This is a genomic window from Polaribacter glomeratus, from assembly GCF_002954665.1.
Classification (GTDB): domain Bacteria; phylum Bacteroidota; class Bacteroidia; order Flavobacteriales; family Flavobacteriaceae; genus Polaribacter; species Polaribacter glomeratus.
Map to the genome: position 1 here is coordinate 2323893 of NZ_MSCM01000001.1, position 16125 is coordinate 2340017.

The 16125-nt window shown below is 31.3% G+C and carries 13 protein-coding genes and 1 tRNA gene; 10 read left to right on the forward strand and 4 right to left on the reverse strand.

Translation table 11 applies throughout. The features are described 5' to 3' along the window. Nucleotides 1-288 precede the first annotated feature (288 nt). From rpsT to proS, 3 genes are all read right to left on the reverse strand, one after another. Nucleotides 289-540, reverse strand: a complete 252-nt coding sequence (gene rpsT / locus BTO16_RS09845) for a 30S ribosomal protein S20 (protein ID WP_105021404.1) — start codon at nucleotides 538-540, stop codon at nucleotides 289-291. 38 nt (nucleotides 541-578) lie between these two features. Further along, nucleotides 579-650, reverse strand: a tRNA-Glu gene (locus BTO16_RS09850). A 95-nt stretch (nucleotides 651-745) separates the two neighbouring features. Next, nucleotides 746-2224, reverse strand: coding sequence for a proline--tRNA ligase (gene proS / locus BTO16_RS09855; protein WP_105021405.1), 1479 nt, complete (start codon nucleotides 2222-2224; stop codon nucleotides 746-748). 172 nt (nucleotides 2225-2396) lie between these two features. Between proS and BTO16_RS09860 the strand changes: the two genes are divergently transcribed. The 5 genes from BTO16_RS09860 (at nucleotide 2397) to porT (ending at nucleotide 7254) form a co-directional block, all read left to right on the forward strand. Next, on the forward strand, nucleotides 2397-3395 hold the full coding sequence (locus BTO16_RS09860) for a hypothetical protein (RefSeq protein WP_105021406.1): 999 nt from the start codon (nucleotides 2397-2399) through the stop codon (nucleotides 3393-3395). A gap of 25 nt (nucleotides 3396-3420) precedes the next feature. Further along, complete coding sequence (locus BTO16_RS09865; RefSeq protein WP_105021407.1) at nucleotides 3421-4806, forward strand: OmpP1/FadL family transporter; 1386 nt, start codon at nucleotides 3421-3423, stop codon at nucleotides 4804-4806. Between the two features lie 104 nt (nucleotides 4807-4910). Next, nucleotides 4911-5816 (forward strand): NifU family protein, encoded by a 906-nt coding sequence (locus BTO16_RS09870; RefSeq protein WP_105021408.1) that lies wholly within the window; start codon nucleotides 4911-4913, stop codon nucleotides 5814-5816. A gap of 5 nt (nucleotides 5817-5821) precedes the next feature. After that, the gene (gene ubiE / locus BTO16_RS09875) at nucleotides 5822-6553 is read left to right on the forward strand and encodes a bifunctional demethylmenaquinone methyltransferase/2-methoxy-6-polyprenyl-1,4-benzoquinol methylase UbiE (protein ID WP_105021409.1); all 732 of its coding nucleotides are present in this window, start codon (nucleotides 5822-5824) and stop codon (nucleotides 6551-6553) included. Nucleotides 6554-6555: 2 nt separating this feature from the next. Next, nucleotides 6556-7254, forward strand: a complete 699-nt coding sequence (gene porT, locus BTO16_RS09880) for a type IX secretion/gliding motility protein PorT/SprT (RefSeq protein WP_105021410.1) — start codon at nucleotides 6556-6558, stop codon at nucleotides 7252-7254. A 225-nt stretch (nucleotides 7255-7479) separates the two neighbouring features. On the opposite strand, the gene BTO16_RS09885 is transcribed toward porT, so the two are convergent. Then, nucleotides 7480-8211: a TrmH family RNA methyltransferase gene (locus BTO16_RS09885; RefSeq protein ID WP_105021411.1), complete on the reverse strand. Its 732-nt coding sequence runs from the start codon at nucleotides 8209-8211 to the stop codon at nucleotides 7480-7482. A gap of 69 nt (nucleotides 8212-8280) precedes the next feature. Here BTO16_RS09885 and tamL point away from each other — a divergent pair, with 69 nt between their 5' ends. The 5 genes from tamL (at nucleotide 8281) to BTO16_RS09910 (ending at nucleotide 15868) form a co-directional block, all read left to right on the forward strand. After that, the gene (gene tamL / locus BTO16_RS09890) at nucleotides 8281-10761 is read left to right on the forward strand and encodes a translocation and assembly module lipoprotein TamL (protein WP_105021412.1); all 2481 of its coding nucleotides are present in this window, start codon (nucleotides 8281-8283) and stop codon (nucleotides 10759-10761) included. A gap of 112 nt (nucleotides 10762-10873) precedes the next feature. Further along, complete coding sequence (gene fbaA, locus BTO16_RS09895) at nucleotides 10874-11941, forward strand: class II fructose-bisphosphate aldolase (protein WP_105021413.1); 1068 nt, start codon at nucleotides 10874-10876, stop codon at nucleotides 11939-11941. 191 nt (nucleotides 11942-12132) lie between these two features. Continuing rightward, entirely contained in the window at nucleotides 12133-12993 is an 861-nt protein-coding gene (gene accD / locus BTO16_RS09900; protein WP_105021414.1) for an acetyl-CoA carboxylase, carboxyltransferase subunit beta, read from the forward strand. 103 nt (nucleotides 12994-13096) lie between these two features. Continuing rightward, nucleotides 13097-13366 carry a 30S ribosomal protein S15 gene (gene rpsO, locus BTO16_RS09905; protein ID WP_104811331.1) on the forward strand — a complete coding sequence of 90 codons (270 nt, stop codon included), beginning with the start codon at nucleotides 13097-13099 and terminating at the stop codon, nucleotides 13364-13366. Nucleotides 13367-13615: 249 nt separating this feature from the next. Then, nucleotides 13616-15868 carry a polyribonucleotide nucleotidyltransferase gene (locus BTO16_RS09910; protein WP_105021415.1) on the forward strand — a complete coding sequence of 751 codons (2253 nt, stop codon included), beginning with the start codon at nucleotides 13616-13618 and terminating at the stop codon, nucleotides 15866-15868. The last annotated feature ends 257 nt before the right edge of the window (nucleotides 15869-16125 follow it).

Genomic DNA, 16125 nt, shown 5'->3' on the forward strand with positions numbered 1-16125 from the left:
AATATTCTAAACTATTTTGACAATAGAAAATACTAACACATCTGCAGAATCTTTCACTGCAAGAATAAAGTATTTAGAGCACAGTTTAAAGTCGTTAGAAACATAGAGTTCTTCCTTTTTAAACTCTCGATGATTTATACTTAAATTCTAAATTTAACAACTTTTGAATTTAAAAGGTACATTGACACAAAACTATCAAAATTCTTTTCCTTAAAAAATCTATTAAACAAAAAAAAACGCTCTGAATTGAATTCAAAGCGTTTTGTAGTATAAAAAATATTTTAATATTTATAACGTAGCTACATGCTTGGTTAACTTAGACTTTAAGTTTGCAACTTTATTCTTATGAATAATATTTCTTTTAGATAACTTATCTAACATCGAAACAACTTTAGCTAATTTAGACTGTGCTTCTGTTTTGTCTTCAACAGCACGTAAATCTCTAACTGCATTACGCGCAGTTTTGTGCTGATATTTGTTAAGTACTCTTTTAGCTTCGTTGCTTCTAATTCTTTTTAAAGCTGACTTATGATTTGCCATAATTCTTAATTTATTAGTTTTTATATATTAAAACTTTGTAGTCCGTACGGGAATCGAACCCGTGTTACATGGATGAAAACCATGCGTCCTAACCCCTAGACGAACGGACCATAACAATTAAATACTTCTCAATTGCGGGTGCAAATATACAACGTTTTTTAAATTGTGCAATTATTTTTGAAAAAAAATTACTTTTTTTTTCAAATTAATATGCTTTTGCAAAAAGCACCCTTTTTAAAGAAGGATTCCCAGTTAATACACAAATACCAATTTCTTCTTTTGCATCGTTAGGAATACACCTAATAGTAGCTTTTGTATACTCTTTGATCCTTTCTTCTGTTTCTGATGTTCCATCCCAATGTGCAGAAACAAAACCACCTTTATTCTTTATCGCTTTTTTAAATTCATCAAAAGTTGTTACCTCTGTTGTATGTTCATTTCTAAAATCGGTTGCTTTCTTAAATAAGTTATCCTGTATTTCAACCAATAAAGTATCAATAAAATTAACAACATCATCCTGAGAAACAATTTGCTTCTCTAAAGTATCTCTTCTGGCAACTTCTACTGTATTATTTTCTAAGTCACGACTTCCAATAGCCATTCTAACAGGAACTCCTTTTAATTCATACTCTGCAAACTTTGCTCCTGGTCTGTAGGTATCTCTATCATCATATTTAACAGAAATTCCTTTTTTGCGTAATTCTTTTACAATTTCATTTACTTTTTCTGAAATAGCAACTAATTGCTCATCATTCTTATAAATGGGAATAATTGCCACTTGAATTGGCGCTAATTTTGGAGGTAAAACTAACCCTAAGTCATCAGAATGCGTCATAATCAATCCACCAATTAAACGAGTGGAAACTCCCCAAGAAGTAGCCCAAACATATTCTTGCTTGCCTTCTTTTGAGGTATATTTTACATCAAACGCTTTTGCAAAATTCTGACCTAAAAAATGGCTGGTTCCTGCTTGCAAAGCTTTTCCGTCTTGCATTAAGGCCTCTATAGTAAAGGTTTCTTCTGCACCTGCAAAACGTTCACTTTCAGATTTAGAACCCTTTATAACTGGCATTGCCATAAAATTTTCTGCAAATTCCGCATATACTTCTTGCATTTGTTTTGCTTCTATTACCGCTTCGTTTTTGGTTGCATGTGCAGTATGACCTTCTTGCCATAAAAATTCTGCTGTACGCAAAAACAAACGGGTTCTCATTTCCCATCTTACCACATTTGCCCATTGATTAATTAACAACGGTAAATCCCTGTAAGACTCAATCCAACCTTTGTAAGTGCTCCAAATAATTGCTTCGGATGTTGGCCTAACAACCAACTCTTCCTCTAATTTAGCCTCTGGATCTACTCTTAATTTACCAGGATTATCTGGGTCGTTTTGCAAACGATAATGGGTTACAACTGCACATTCTTTTGCAAAACCTTCCGCATTTTTTTCTTCAGCTTCAAACAAACTCTTAGGCACGAAAAGCGGAAAATATGCATTTTGATGTCCTGTTTCTTTAAACATTCTATCTAACTCTGCTTGCATGTTTTCCCAAATTGCATATCCGTAGGGTTTTATAACCATACAACCTCTAACTGCTGAATTTTCTGCTAAATCGGCTTTTACCACCAATTCGTTATACCACTTAGAGTAATCTTCTGTCCTTTTTGTTAACTTCTTGCTCATAAATATTTACTTTGGCACAAATATTGTTATATTTATAGTGAAATAATATCTTAGTTTCTGGTTTTTTGTTACCATTTACAAAACTAGTATAAAATGATCATAGACCAAGTAAAGTTTAAATGTTTTACACTATTATTTTATTTTTTTCGTTTATCAATTAAAATTCAACATTATGAAAACTACATCTAAATACTTTAAAAATTATTCATTACTTACTTTATTTGCAATGAGTTTGCTATTGTTTTCTTGTGGCACATACCAAAGTGTTTACAATCAAGATGGTATTTATGATGATGAAATAAAAAGACAAGTAGTAGAAGTTGCTGTAATTAATCAAAACCCTAATCAACAAAATTACCAGCAAAACTCTTTTACAAACAGATTAGAAGAACTTGAAAATATTGGTGAAAATGAGGTTTTTGTTGATGTTGATTCTTACAGTTCTGATAACACTACTTATATTGATGATGAAACTAATGACAACAACCTTAATTACAATGCAAATGCAGCTTGGGGATACGACAATAGTAGTGCGCCAATTGTTAACATAAATGTAATGAATGACCCTTATTGGAATGGCTTTAACAATTGGGGCTATAATGATCCTTGGTTATTTAATAATTGGGGAAATAGAAATTGGGGCATGTGGGGTGGTAACTATTGGGGAATGAACTCTTATTGGCATCCTTATCACAATGGTTTTGGATGGAATAACGGCTTTGTAAATCCTTGGTTTTATAATAGACCTTGGGGTAACAACAACTGGGGTAACAACAATAATTGGGGTAATAACAACAACAGAAATAGAAATGTTAGTTATGGAAGAAGAGACTACAATAACGTTAATAGAAGAAACACTAACGAAAACTCAAGATTTACCTCTGCTTTAAGTAGAAGAAGTAATGCAAATAATAGTTCTTCTACATCAAGAAGAAGTGCTAATTCTAATGTGCAAACTAGCAGAAGATCTACTTATTCAATCAGAAGAAATTCAACAAATAGTAGAAATAATAGTTCTCCTAATTACGAAAGAACTTCATCTTCAAATAATAACAATAATAGCAACACTTCGCAAAGAAGAAGTTCAACAAGTTCTTCATCTTCAGGAACGTCTGGCAGGAGTTCAACTAGTAGAAGTTCTTCATCAACATCGAGAAGAAGAGGTAACTAAAAATACATGCTTAAATAAAAAAACAATGAAACGATTTTATCTATCAGCGGTATTTATCGCATCCACTCTTGTGTCATTTTCTCAATCTTTGGGATATCAAGATTTAGGGTTACTTTTTTCACAAAATGACCAAAATGGAACTGCACGTTTTACATCAATGTCAGGAGCTTTTGGTGCTTTAGGCGGAGATTTATCATCCTTGAACATAAATCCGGCCGGTTTATCTGTATTTACAAACAGTTTGTTAACCGGAACTATTAATTCTAGAGCTTCTACTATTACCTCTAATTATTATGGTAATAGCATAGACTCTCAAGATCAATTTATAAATTTATCGCAAGTAGGAGCTGTTTTAGTGTTTGACAGTGCTTACAGCAAAGACTGGGGTAAATTTGCAATTGGTTTTAATTATAGGATTACAAAAAATTTTGCAGATAGTTTTGTAACAGAAGGTAACAGCGGTATTGCAACTTTTATCGAATTTCCAAAAGACCCCGATCTACAAAACCCTATACAATATAACATTGCAGACAGCCAACGTTTTGAAAACAATTACGGAGGTAATCTTTCTGAGTTTAATCTTGGGTTTTCATCTGTATTTCAAAAAAATTTACATGTTGGTTTAAGTTTAAATTTTTATGATTTAACTTTTAATCAAAGATCCAGTTTATACGAATTTAACAGCGATACAGATGGCAACGAATTAGACGCTAAATTGTATCAAGAAAACTTAACTACTGGCGCTGGTTTTTCTGCAAACTTAGGTTTTATTTATAAAGTTCATAAAAGTGTAAGATTAGGACTATCATACCAAACACCTACGTACTTTTCAGAAATTTTAGAAAGAACAAATATTGTAGATAATGATGGTTTTAATGGTGATACAAGGATTTCTGTAAGTAATGACAATGCTGTTTACAACAATACAGATGGTAATTTTTTTCCAAGCCAAGAATTTATTTACAGATTAAAAACACCAAGTAAGCTAACCGCCAGCACTGCTTTTATATTTGGCAAAAATGGCTTATTGAGCTTAGATTATAGTAATAAAAGTTTTAATAGAACAAAATTATCAAATTCTAATTTCACAGATGAAAATGAATTTTTTCAAAATGAATTAAGAAATACACATAATTTAAACATTGGTTCAGAATGGCGGTTTGATCGATTTAGTGTTAGAGGAGGATACATGTTTGAACAAAACCCAGATAAATTGGCTATAAATTCTGATAATATTACGGGGTATTCTTTTGGTGGTGGTTATAATTTTAATAACTTTAAATTAGATTTTTCTTACAGAGATAATAATAGAACTGGTGTTTATAATTTTTACTCAGGTTTTGATGTAAACTCAACAGAACTAAGCATTAATAACAAAATTTTTACAACAACATTAACAATCAATCTTTAACAAACTACTTTTTAATAAAAAAAAGACTTCGTGTTTAAAATCATACGAAGTCTTTTTATTTGTTGTCAGTTTTTTCCCGTAATTTTGCAACTTATTTAAAGATTATGCAAGAGACTAAAATTACCATTCAAGAAACTACAAATAACACCATATTAAAATTTAACAGTAACACAATTTTAATTAACGGTGGTAGTTACGAATTTTCTAATATTGACGACGCTAAAAACTCACCCTTAGCGCAAGAATTATTTTATTTACCATTTGTAAAAAAGGTATTCATAACCGCTAACTTTATTGCAATTCAACGTTTTGATATTGTAGAATGGCTTGACGTTCAACAAGAAGTTGCAGAACAAATTGAAGCGTATATTGCTGACGGAAACCTTGTTGTAAACGAACAAACATCAACAACCAAAAAAGAAGCAATTGAAGTATATGCAGAGGTTACCCCAAATCCTTCAGTAATGAAATTTGGAACTAATAAAGCATTAACTCAAACTGATGTTGAGTACAAAAATATAGATGAAGCAAACAAATCATCGCCTTTAGCACAAGCAATTTTTACGTTTCCTTTTGTAAAAGAAGTTTTTATTTCTGATAATTATATCTCGATTACAAAATATGATATGGTTGAATGGAATGAAGTTTTTACCGAAGTTAGAAGTTTTATTCGCGAATACTTAGTGGAAGGAAAAACAATTATTAAAGAAATTCCGAGTGAAAAACCGGTTTCTGAAACTTCCGTTGACGTTCCTGCCGTAAAACTAGAAGGTATTCCTGCACAAATTGTAGACATTTTAGATGAGTACATAAAACCTGCTGTTGCTGCCGATGGAGGAAATATTGCATTTCGTTCATATGATGAAGTAAATAAAGTAGTAAGCGTAGTTTTACAAGGCGCATGTAGTGGTTGCCCATCTTCTACTGCTACTTTAAAAAACGGAATAGAATCGTTACTAAAAGAAATGTTGCCAAATCAAATTAACGAAGTGATTGCAATAAACGGATAAAAAATATGTCAGCAGAAAAAATAAATCCTTATAAAGATTCTCAACTTGGCAAAAAGGAACAAGTTACACAAATGTTTGACACTATCTCTGAAAATTATGATGACTTAAACAGAATTATCTCTTTAGGAATTGACGTTAAATGGCGTAAAAAAGTAGTTGCAATTGTCGGTGAAAATAATCCAAAGCAAATTTTAGATATTGCAACAGGCACCGGCGATTTGGCATTAATGATGGCTTCTCTAAACCCTGATAGAATTGTTGGTTTGGATATTTCGGCAGGTATGCTAGATGTTGGTAAAAGAAAAATTGCCAAAGCTAAATTATCAGAAAAAATTGAAATGATTGTAGGAGACTCTGAAGATATGCCTTTTGATGATCATACGTTTGACGCAATTACCGTTTCTTTTGGCGTTCGAAATTTTGCACATTTAGACAAAGGTATTACAGAAATTGCTAGAGTTTTAAAGCCTACAGGAGTTTTGGTTATTTTAGAAACTTCAAATCCCACTAAATTTCCTTTTAAACAAGGTTATAAATTTTACACAAATTATATACTTCCTATAATTGGTAAATTATTTTCAAAAGACAAAGTTGCTTATTCCTATTTATCAGAATCTGCAAATTCTTTTCCTTTTGGTGAAACTTTCAACAATATTTTGCAAAAAAATGGGTTTACACATACAAAGCATAAACCTGTAACTTTTGGAGTTGCTACAATTTATACTGCAAGCAAATAACAATGAATAAAAAAGTGCTATTTTTTGGTTTTTATCTAATGATTTCTGCCGCGTTTTATGCGCAAAGAGAACCTGTAGAAAACTTACCAACGTTTGATGAAAGAAGGTTGCATTATGGTTTTTACTTAGGGGTTAATCAAAATGATTTTAAACTAAATCTAAGAAACAGTACAATACCAAATGCAGATATTAGAGTTGAACCCTCTGCTGGTTTTAATGTTGGTTTAATTACTGACTTTCGTTTACATAAAAATTTAAGTTTACGTTTTGAACCAGGTTTAATGACAAATTCAAAGAAAATTTATTTTAATCATCTAGCCACAGCACAAGATAGTGTTAGAGAGGTTGGCTCGACCTACTTGCACGCGCCTTTATTATTAAAATTTAGTACCGATCGGTATAAAAATATTCGTCCTTATTTATTAGGTGGCGTTTCGTATAATTTTAATTTTTCTAGTAATGAAGACAATCAAGACGATAATTCTTCTGGACAATTTAGAATGAAATCAAGCGATTTTATGTACGAAGTTGGTTTAGGAATTGATATCTATTTAAATTTCTTTAAGTTCTCACCTTCTATTCGTGGCGTTTTTGCGATAACAAACGAAATAAAATACGATAATGACCCTAACAGTCAATGGACTTCGCCAATAAACTTTATGGGAACGCGTGGCGTTTTTCTTACTTTTGCTTTTGAATAGCGCCTGTTATTGAAGGGTTATTTCTCAGATATTCACAAAGCTATTTGACTTAGTTACGCCAAGTGATTAGCAAATCTGGCTAAATAAACGATGTTTTCTATGTTTCTATTGTGGTAAAATTGTTTCACAATGCTATTTCGCTGCGTATTTTAAAAGAATTAAGCAGCATAAAACTATTTTTTAACTGTTCTAAATATTTTTCTGCCCTAAACGACTCCTCGAATACTAACAACTGCGCTTAAACTCACTTAATAAAATTGCCGTTGCCGTTGCAACATTTAAACTTTCTGTTTCTTGGGTTTCTCCAAATCTTGGGATACAAATTTTGTTTTTTATCAGTGCCTTTATTTCATCAGAAACACCATTTGCCTCGTTTCCCATAATTAATATAGCTTCTTCTGGTAAAGTTGATTTGTATACATTTTCGCCATCCATATCAGCAATAAAACTTGGTACAGCTGCTTCTTTTAAAAACGTTGCTAAATCAATATATTTTACAGATATTCGGGTTAAAGAACCCATGCTTGCTTGCACTACTTTTTGATTGTAACAATCTACCGTTTCTTTAGAACAAAGTAATTGAGTAACCCCAAACCAATCGCATAAGCGAATAATTGTACCTAAATTTCCAGGATCATTTATAGCATCCAAAGCAATTGTTAATCCGTTAGTTTGAAGCGGTTTTTCATCAGGAATTATAAATAATCCTAATACTTTATTTGATGCTTTTAAGTTGCTTATTTTTTGTAATTCTTTATCCGAAACTCTTATAATTTTATCCGAAGAAATATCGGTTTGAAAATCTTCTGTAGCAAATAAAGTGTCTACTTTAAAAGAAGAGTTTAATAGTTCATTCACAACTTTTATTCCTTCAGCAATAAATAATTTATGCTTTTGTCTGTACTTTTTTTGAGATAAACTTGTTATAATTTTAAGCTGACTTTTTGAGATGCTCATTAATTGTTTGTTAATTGGAATTAACCGTTGAAAATTGTTATTTTTGATTTTCTTAGCAGCGCTAAAATAATGAAAAAAATTTCGTTTTATTTTTTATTAATTATCTTTTTTGTTTCATGTAATTCTACAAAACATGTAACCGAAGGCGAACACATGTTAAATGATAATTATATTTTTATAGACAGCATAAAAACAAAAGGTACAGATTTACAAAAATATATATTACAAAAACCAAATCCTCGTTTTTTAGGCTTACCAATTGCGTTATATTTTCATAATATTGGCAATCATAACAAACCTAAAACACCCATAAAATGGGCTAAGAAAAATCCACGTTCTTACAATTTTATAAAAACTATTTTTTCTGAAAAGCAAAGTATAGCGTATGCTAATTCGTTTATAAAACTAAATAATAGGTTTTTAAAGAATAATGAACCCGAAATAATTAATGAGATAAAGGTAAATAGAACTGCAGATAATTTGTGGGCTTATTACAAAACGCAAGGGTATTTTAAATCTTCTGTAAATTCTCAAATTAATAAAGATTCCGTCAGCAAAAAAGCTTCCGTTGCCTATTATATTACTACAGGGAAAGCTACTGTTTTAGATTCTATTAAATTTAAAATAGATTCGCCAGTTTTAGATTCAATTTATAAAACAGCTAACATAGAAACTTTTTTAAAAACTGGAGAACAATATAAAGATGTAACCTTTAGAAATGAAGCAAATACTGTTGTTAAACTTTTTAGAAATAGTGGAATTTATCATTTTACAGAATCGGCTTTAGGTTTTTATGTAGATTCTACTAGAACAGATTACAAAACAAATGTAGAGTTTTTAATTTCTGGAGAACGGTTAATTGAAGAAGACGGCCTTTATGTAGAAAAACCGTTTAAGGTTCATACCATAAAAGAAATTAATGTTATTACAGATTATTCATTTACAAAAAAAGGCGGATCGATTCAAGATTCTGTAGACTATAAAGGAATTAAATTTTTAGCATACAACAAGTTAAGGTACAATCCTAAATACTTAGCACAGTCAATTTTCTTAAAACCAGAAGGTATTTATAAAGACACTTTAAGTAATTTAACACGAACCCATTTAAAGTCTTTAAAGAATTTTAAATCATCTAATATTGTTTACTCCTCAATTCCGGGTACAGATGATGAGCTAAAAATGGATATTTTTTTAGCTCCTTTAGAAAAATTTACGCTAGGCTTAGAAACAGAATTAACGCACTCTAACATCAGAAATATTGGTACTTCTGCAAAATTTTCTATTACAAATAGAAATACTTTTAAAGGTGCCGAACTGCTAAAAATGTCTCTTTTAGGTTCTTGGTTTAATTCAAATAATGGTCCAGGTTACGAAATTGGTGCAGATGTTTCATTAGAAGTACCTAGGTTTGTTGCTCCTTTTGGATTAAATAAATTAGTACCAAAAGAAATGTCGCCAAGAACATTATTCTCTGTAGGATCCAGTTTTCAGAAAAACATTGGGCTAGACAGACAAACATTTTCTTTTTTAACAGATTACAAATGGCAATTTAATCAAAAGAAAACGATACAATTAGAGGTTTTAAATACACAATATGTACAAAATTTAAATATTGGTAGCTTTTTTAATATCTATAAATCTGAATTTAGAAATCTGAACGCTGTTGCTAAAGTGTACTTTAATGATACCAACAAAATTTTGAGTTTGCCAAATGAAGCGTTAACTTTTATGAACACTGTTACAACCGATATCAATTTTAGAGCTAGTAATTCTGATGAGTTTAACACCGCAAAGAATATTTTAAATAGATATAATATAATTACATCCGACTTTTTAATTCCGGTGTTTGGCTACTCATATACCTACAATAACCAAACAACTTTTAAAGACAGCGATTTTTCTTACTTTAAAGTTAGAATTGCAAATTCTGGAAATATTTTAGGATTACTATCTAAAAACAGAAATGAAAACAACAAAAAAACATTCTTAAACATTCCGTTAGCTCAATATTTTAAAACGGATATTGAATATAAAAAATTCTGGAATTTTGGAAATAACGCCGTTTTTGGAGTACGAACATTTTTGGGAGCTATTGTTACGTATGATAATTCTGATATTCCTTTTACTAAAAGTTATTTTGCAGGTGGATCCAATGATATTAGAGCATGGCAAACCTATGAACTTGGCCCAGGAAGTAGAAATACAGGTTTAGAATACAATACAGGTAGTTTTAAATTTTTATCAAGTGCAGAATATCGATTTGATGTTTTTAGCCGATTAAAAGGTGCTTTATTTGTTGATGCAGGAAATATTTGGGACATTTCTGGTTCTAGTTTGGTCGATGACAATTCGAGATTTAATGGTTTTAACTCTTTAAAAGACATTGCTATTGGGTCTGGTTTTGGCGCAAGATTAGACTTTAGCTTTTTAATTTTACGTTTCGATATTGGTTTTAAAACCTATGAACCTTACTTAGATAGCAACAAATGGTTTAGAAATTATAATTTTTCGAACGCAGTTTATAATGTTGGTATTAACTACCCTTTCTAGTAAAATAAGTGCTAAAATTCTATAACGTTTTCGTTATTTTATTACCAATCAATATTCTTAAACTACTATTTTTTAGTACTTTTGACATATATACATCCATAAAATACACAAAATGAGTCATACTATAAAACCTGGAGTAGCAACAGGAAAAGAAGTTCAAGCAATTTTTAAATTAGCAAAAGAAAAAGGTTTTGCTTTACCAGCAGTAAACGTAGTAGGTTCTAACACTATTAATGGTGTTTTAGAAGCTGCTAGAGATTTAAATGCACCTGTAATTATACAGTTCTCAAATGGAGGAGCACAATTTAATGCAGGTAAAGGCTTATCAAACGAAAATCAAAAAGCCGCAATCGCTGGCGGAATTGCTGGTGCAAAACATATTCATGAATTAGCAGTTGCTTATGGCGTGCCTGTAATTTTACATACAGACCACTGTGCAAAAAGTTTATTACCCTGGATTGATGGTTTACTTGATGCTTCAGAAAAACATTTTGAAGAAACTGGCAAGCCTTTATATAGTTCTCACATGATTGATTTATCGGAAGAACCAATTGAAGAGAATATAGAAATTTGTAAAGCATACTTAACTCGTATGAGTAAAATGGGTATGACGTTAGAAATTGAATTAGGTATTACCGGTGGTGAAGAAGATGGTGTTGATAATTCTGATGTAGATGCATCTAAATTATACACACAACCAGAAGAGGTTGCATATGCATATGAAGAGTTACTAAAAATTTCTCCTCAATTTACAATTGCTGCTGCTTTTGGAAACGTACATGGAGTTTACAAGCCAGGAAACGTAAAATTAACACCAAAAATTTTAAAAAATTCTCAAGAATATGTTTCTAAAAAGTACAACGTTCCTCATAATACAATTGATTTTGTGTTTCATGGAGGATCTGGTTCTACTTTAGAAGAAATTAGAGAAGCTATTGGTTATGGTGTTATTAAAATGAATATAGATACCGATTTACAATTTGCTTTTACAGAAGGAATTAGAGATTATATGCAAGGTAAAGCTCCTTATTTAGCAAATCAAATTGGTAATCCTGATGGAGCAGAACAGCCTAATAAAAAATATTACGACCCAAGAAAATGGTTGCGTGAAGGTGAAGCAACTTTTATTACAAGATTAAAACAAGCATTTGCAGATTTAAATAATGTAGACACATTATAAAATTTGTATACTAAACATTTAAAAGCATTTTGAAATATTTCAAGATGCTTTTTTTATGCTCAAAATTAGGGTACTTAAAAAGAATCCTATTAAGAAAATTTATAGTTCATAAAAATCTTTTACATTTGTAGACTGATTTTTATTTTTTTTTAAACACAAATAACAAACATCAACAATAAAATAAACTAACTATGAATGCTTGGTTTAAACGTAAAGACAAAGGAATTCAAACTCCTACAGAAGATAAAAAAGACACCCCAAAAGGACTTTGGTACAAAACTCCTAGTGGAAAAATTATTGACACAGAAGAGTTAAAAAAGAACCTATATGTAAGTCCAGAAGATGGATATCATGTAAGAATTGGTAGTAAAGAATATTTCGAAATCTTTTTTGATAATAATAAATTTTTAGAATTAGATGCAAATCTAACTTCAAAAGATCCTTTAAAATTCGAAGACACCAAAAAATATCCAGACAGATTAAAAGCTGCTCAAGAAAAAACAAAATTAAATGATGCTGTAAGAACCGCTGTTGGAAAATCTTTAGGAAAAGATATTGTAATTGCAGCAATGGATTTTGCTTTTATCGGTGGATCTATGGGTTCTGTAGTAGGTGAAAAGATTGCAAGAGCAATTAATTACGCTATCGAGCACAAAATTCCTTTTTTAATGGTTTCAAAATCTGGAGGAGCAAGAATGATGGAAGCATCACTCTCTTTAATGCAATTGGTAAAAACATCTGCAAAATTAGCACAATTAGCAGAAGTTAAAATACCTTATATCTCGTTGTGTACAGACCCTACAACGGGTGGTACAACAGCTTCTTATGCAATGCTAGGCGATATTAACATTGCAGAACCAAATGCATTAATTGCGTTTGCTGGCCCAAGAGTTGTAAAGGACACTACAGGTAAAGATTTACCCGAAGGATTTCAAAAATCAGAATTTGTCTTAGAACACGGCTTCTTAGATGCAATTTACGAAAGAAAAGAATTAAAAAAACAAGTAAATTTATATATTGATTTAATTCAGAATATACCAATTAGAGCTTAATAAAAAAGCAATCCTTGTTGCGTTTCTATTCAAAAATTAATTATATATTTGCAGCTTCAATGAAAGCATTGATATACATAATAATCATTTAAATAATATTGGCATGTACTTAACAAAAGAAGTAAAAGAAAGCATCTTCGAAAAGCACGGTAAAGGTAAAAACGATACTGGTACTTCAGAAGGACAAATTGCGTTATTCACACACAGAATTAACCATTTAACTGAGCATTTAAAAAGAAATCGTAAAGATTTTAATACAGAGCGTTCGTTAGTAATGATGGTAGGTAAGCGTAGAAGATTATTAGATTATCTTAAGAAATCTGAAATCAATAGATATCGTGCAATTATTCTAGAATTAGGAATTAGAAAGTAATTCTCACAAAAAAAAGAGGCTCTATAAACGTGCCTCTTTTTTTTATGATAAATTTTTGCAGCTTTTAGCTACAAAACATTAAATTTGTATTTCTCGTTAAAATGAGAATTAAAAAAAGTATTTGATTCTGTCTAACTCACAGAAACTTAATAAAAAAATCAAGAATCTTAACAAAATTCTTGTATTTCCATTGCAACAACAAACAACAACGCAACAACAAACAAATTAAAAATTTAGAATTAAAATTTTATGATTCCAAAAGTATTTAGAGAGGTTATAGACCTTGGAGATGGAAGAGAAATTTCTATCGAAACAGGTAAATTAGCAAAACAAGCTCATGGTAGTGTTGTTGTGCAATCAGGAAAATGTATGATGTTGTGTACAGTTGTTTCCAATTACGAACAAAAAGATCTTGGTTTTTTACCATTAACGGTAGATTATAGAGAAAAATTTGCAGCTGCAGGTCGTTATCCAGGTGGTTTCTTCAAAAGAGAAGCAAGACCAAGCGACGGCGAAGTATTAACAATGCGTTTAGTAGACCGTGTTTTACGTCCGTTATTCCCAAAAGATTATACCGCAGAAACGCAAGTGATGATTCAGTTAATGTCTCATGACGAAGATGTGATGCCAGATGCAATGGCAGGTTTAGCAGCATCAGCAGCGATTCAATTATCAGATTTTCCATTTGAATGTGCAATCTCTGAAGCAAGAGTTGGTCGTATCAACGGTCAGTTTATCATCAACCCAACAAGAGCACAATTAGCAGAATCTGACATCGATATGATGATTGGCGCTTCTGCAGATTCTGTAATGATGGTTGAAGGTGAAATGGATGAAATTTCTGAAGAAGAAATGGCAGACGCAATTAAGTTTGCACACGAAGCTATTAAGATTCAATGTGCTGCTCAATTAAGATTAGCAGAAGCATTCGGAAAGAAACCAGTTCGTGAATACGAAGCTGCAAGAGAAGATAAAGAGTTAGAGAAAAAGGTTCATGATATGGCATACGATAAAGTATATGCTATCGCAGAAGCTGGATCTGCTAAACATGAAAGAAGTGCTGCATTTAAAGAAATAAAAGAAGCTATCAAAGCAACTTTTTCTGAAGAAGAATTAGCAGATTATGGTGGTTTAGTTTCTGATTATTATCGCAAAGCAGAAAAAGCAGCGATTAGAGATTTAACCTTAAACGTAGGATTGCGTTTAGATGGTCGTAAAACAGATGAAATTAGACCAATTTGGTCAGAAGTAGATTATTTACCATCAGTTCATGGTTCTGCAATCTTTACTCGTGGAGAAACGCAAGCTTTAGCTACCGTTACTCTAGGAACGTCAAGAGATGCAAACAAAATAGATATGCCTTCTTATGAAGGTGAAGAAAATTTCTATTTACATTATAACTTCCCTCCATTTTGTACAGGTGAAGCTAGACCAATTCGTGGAACATCTCGTAGAGAAGTTGGACATGGTAATTTAGCACAACGTGGTTTAAAAGGAATGATTCCTGCAGATTGCCCTTATACAGTAAGAGTAGTTTCTGAAGTTTTAGAATCTAACGGTTCTTCTTCTATGGCAACTGTTTGTGCTGGTACAATGGCATTAATGGATGCAGGTGTTCAAATGATTAGACCCGTTTCTGGTATTGCAATGGGATTAATTTCTGATGCTGTATCTGGAAAATATGCTGTATTATCTGATATTTTAGGTGATGAAGATCACTTAGGAGACATGGATTTTAAAGTAACAGGTACTTCTGAAGGAATTACTGCTTGTCAAATGGATATTAAAGTAAAAGGTTTAAGCTACGAAATTTTAGTAAATGCACTAAAACAAGCTCGCGAAGGTCGTTTACATATTTTAGGAAAAATAACTGAAACTATTGCTTCTGCAAACCCAGAAGTAAAAGCACATGCTCCTAAAATGATTAACAGAAGAATTCCTAACGAACTAATCGGTGCATTTATTGGACCAGGTGGTAAACATATTCAAGAATTACAGAAAGAAACAGGAACTACAATTGTAATTACTGAAGATGCTGTAACTGAAGAAGGAATTATTGAAATCTTAGGAACAAGTCCAGAAGGAATTGAAAAAGTTATTGCTCGTATAGAATCAATGATGTTTAAACCAGTAGTTGGTAACGTGTACGAAGTAAAAGTGATTAAAATGTTAGATTTTGGTGCAGTTGTAGAATATATTGAAGCTCCAGGAAACGAAGTTTTATTACACGTAAGCGAATTAGCTTGGGAAAGAACAGACAATGTTTCTGACGTAGTGAAAATGGGAGAAATCTTAGATGTAAAATATTTTGGATTAGACCCAAGAACTCGTAAAGAAAAAGTTTCGAGAAAAGCTATTTTACCAAAACCAGAAGGGTATGTTGCAAGACCGCCAAGAGATGACAAACGTAGCAGTAGTCCTCGTGATAGCAGAGGTAGAGATAGTCGCGGACGTGATGATAGAAAACCAAGAGAACCGAGAGAACCAAGAAAAGAAGAATAAATTCTTGATATTTAAATAATTTATAAAAAGGCTGTCTTTAAAGACAGCCTTTTTTATTTTAAAGCAATTTTAGACATATCAATCTGAGCAAACTTATAAATACTACTTTTATAACTTTACAAAAAATAGCAAGTTACTATTAAGAGAAATACTCAAAGTATAAATCTAATGCAAAAGTCTAAAAAAATATTTCATCAAATAGTTTCAGTTTAGTAACTTTGTTCAATATTAAAAATAACTTTTTAGCCTTACTTCTA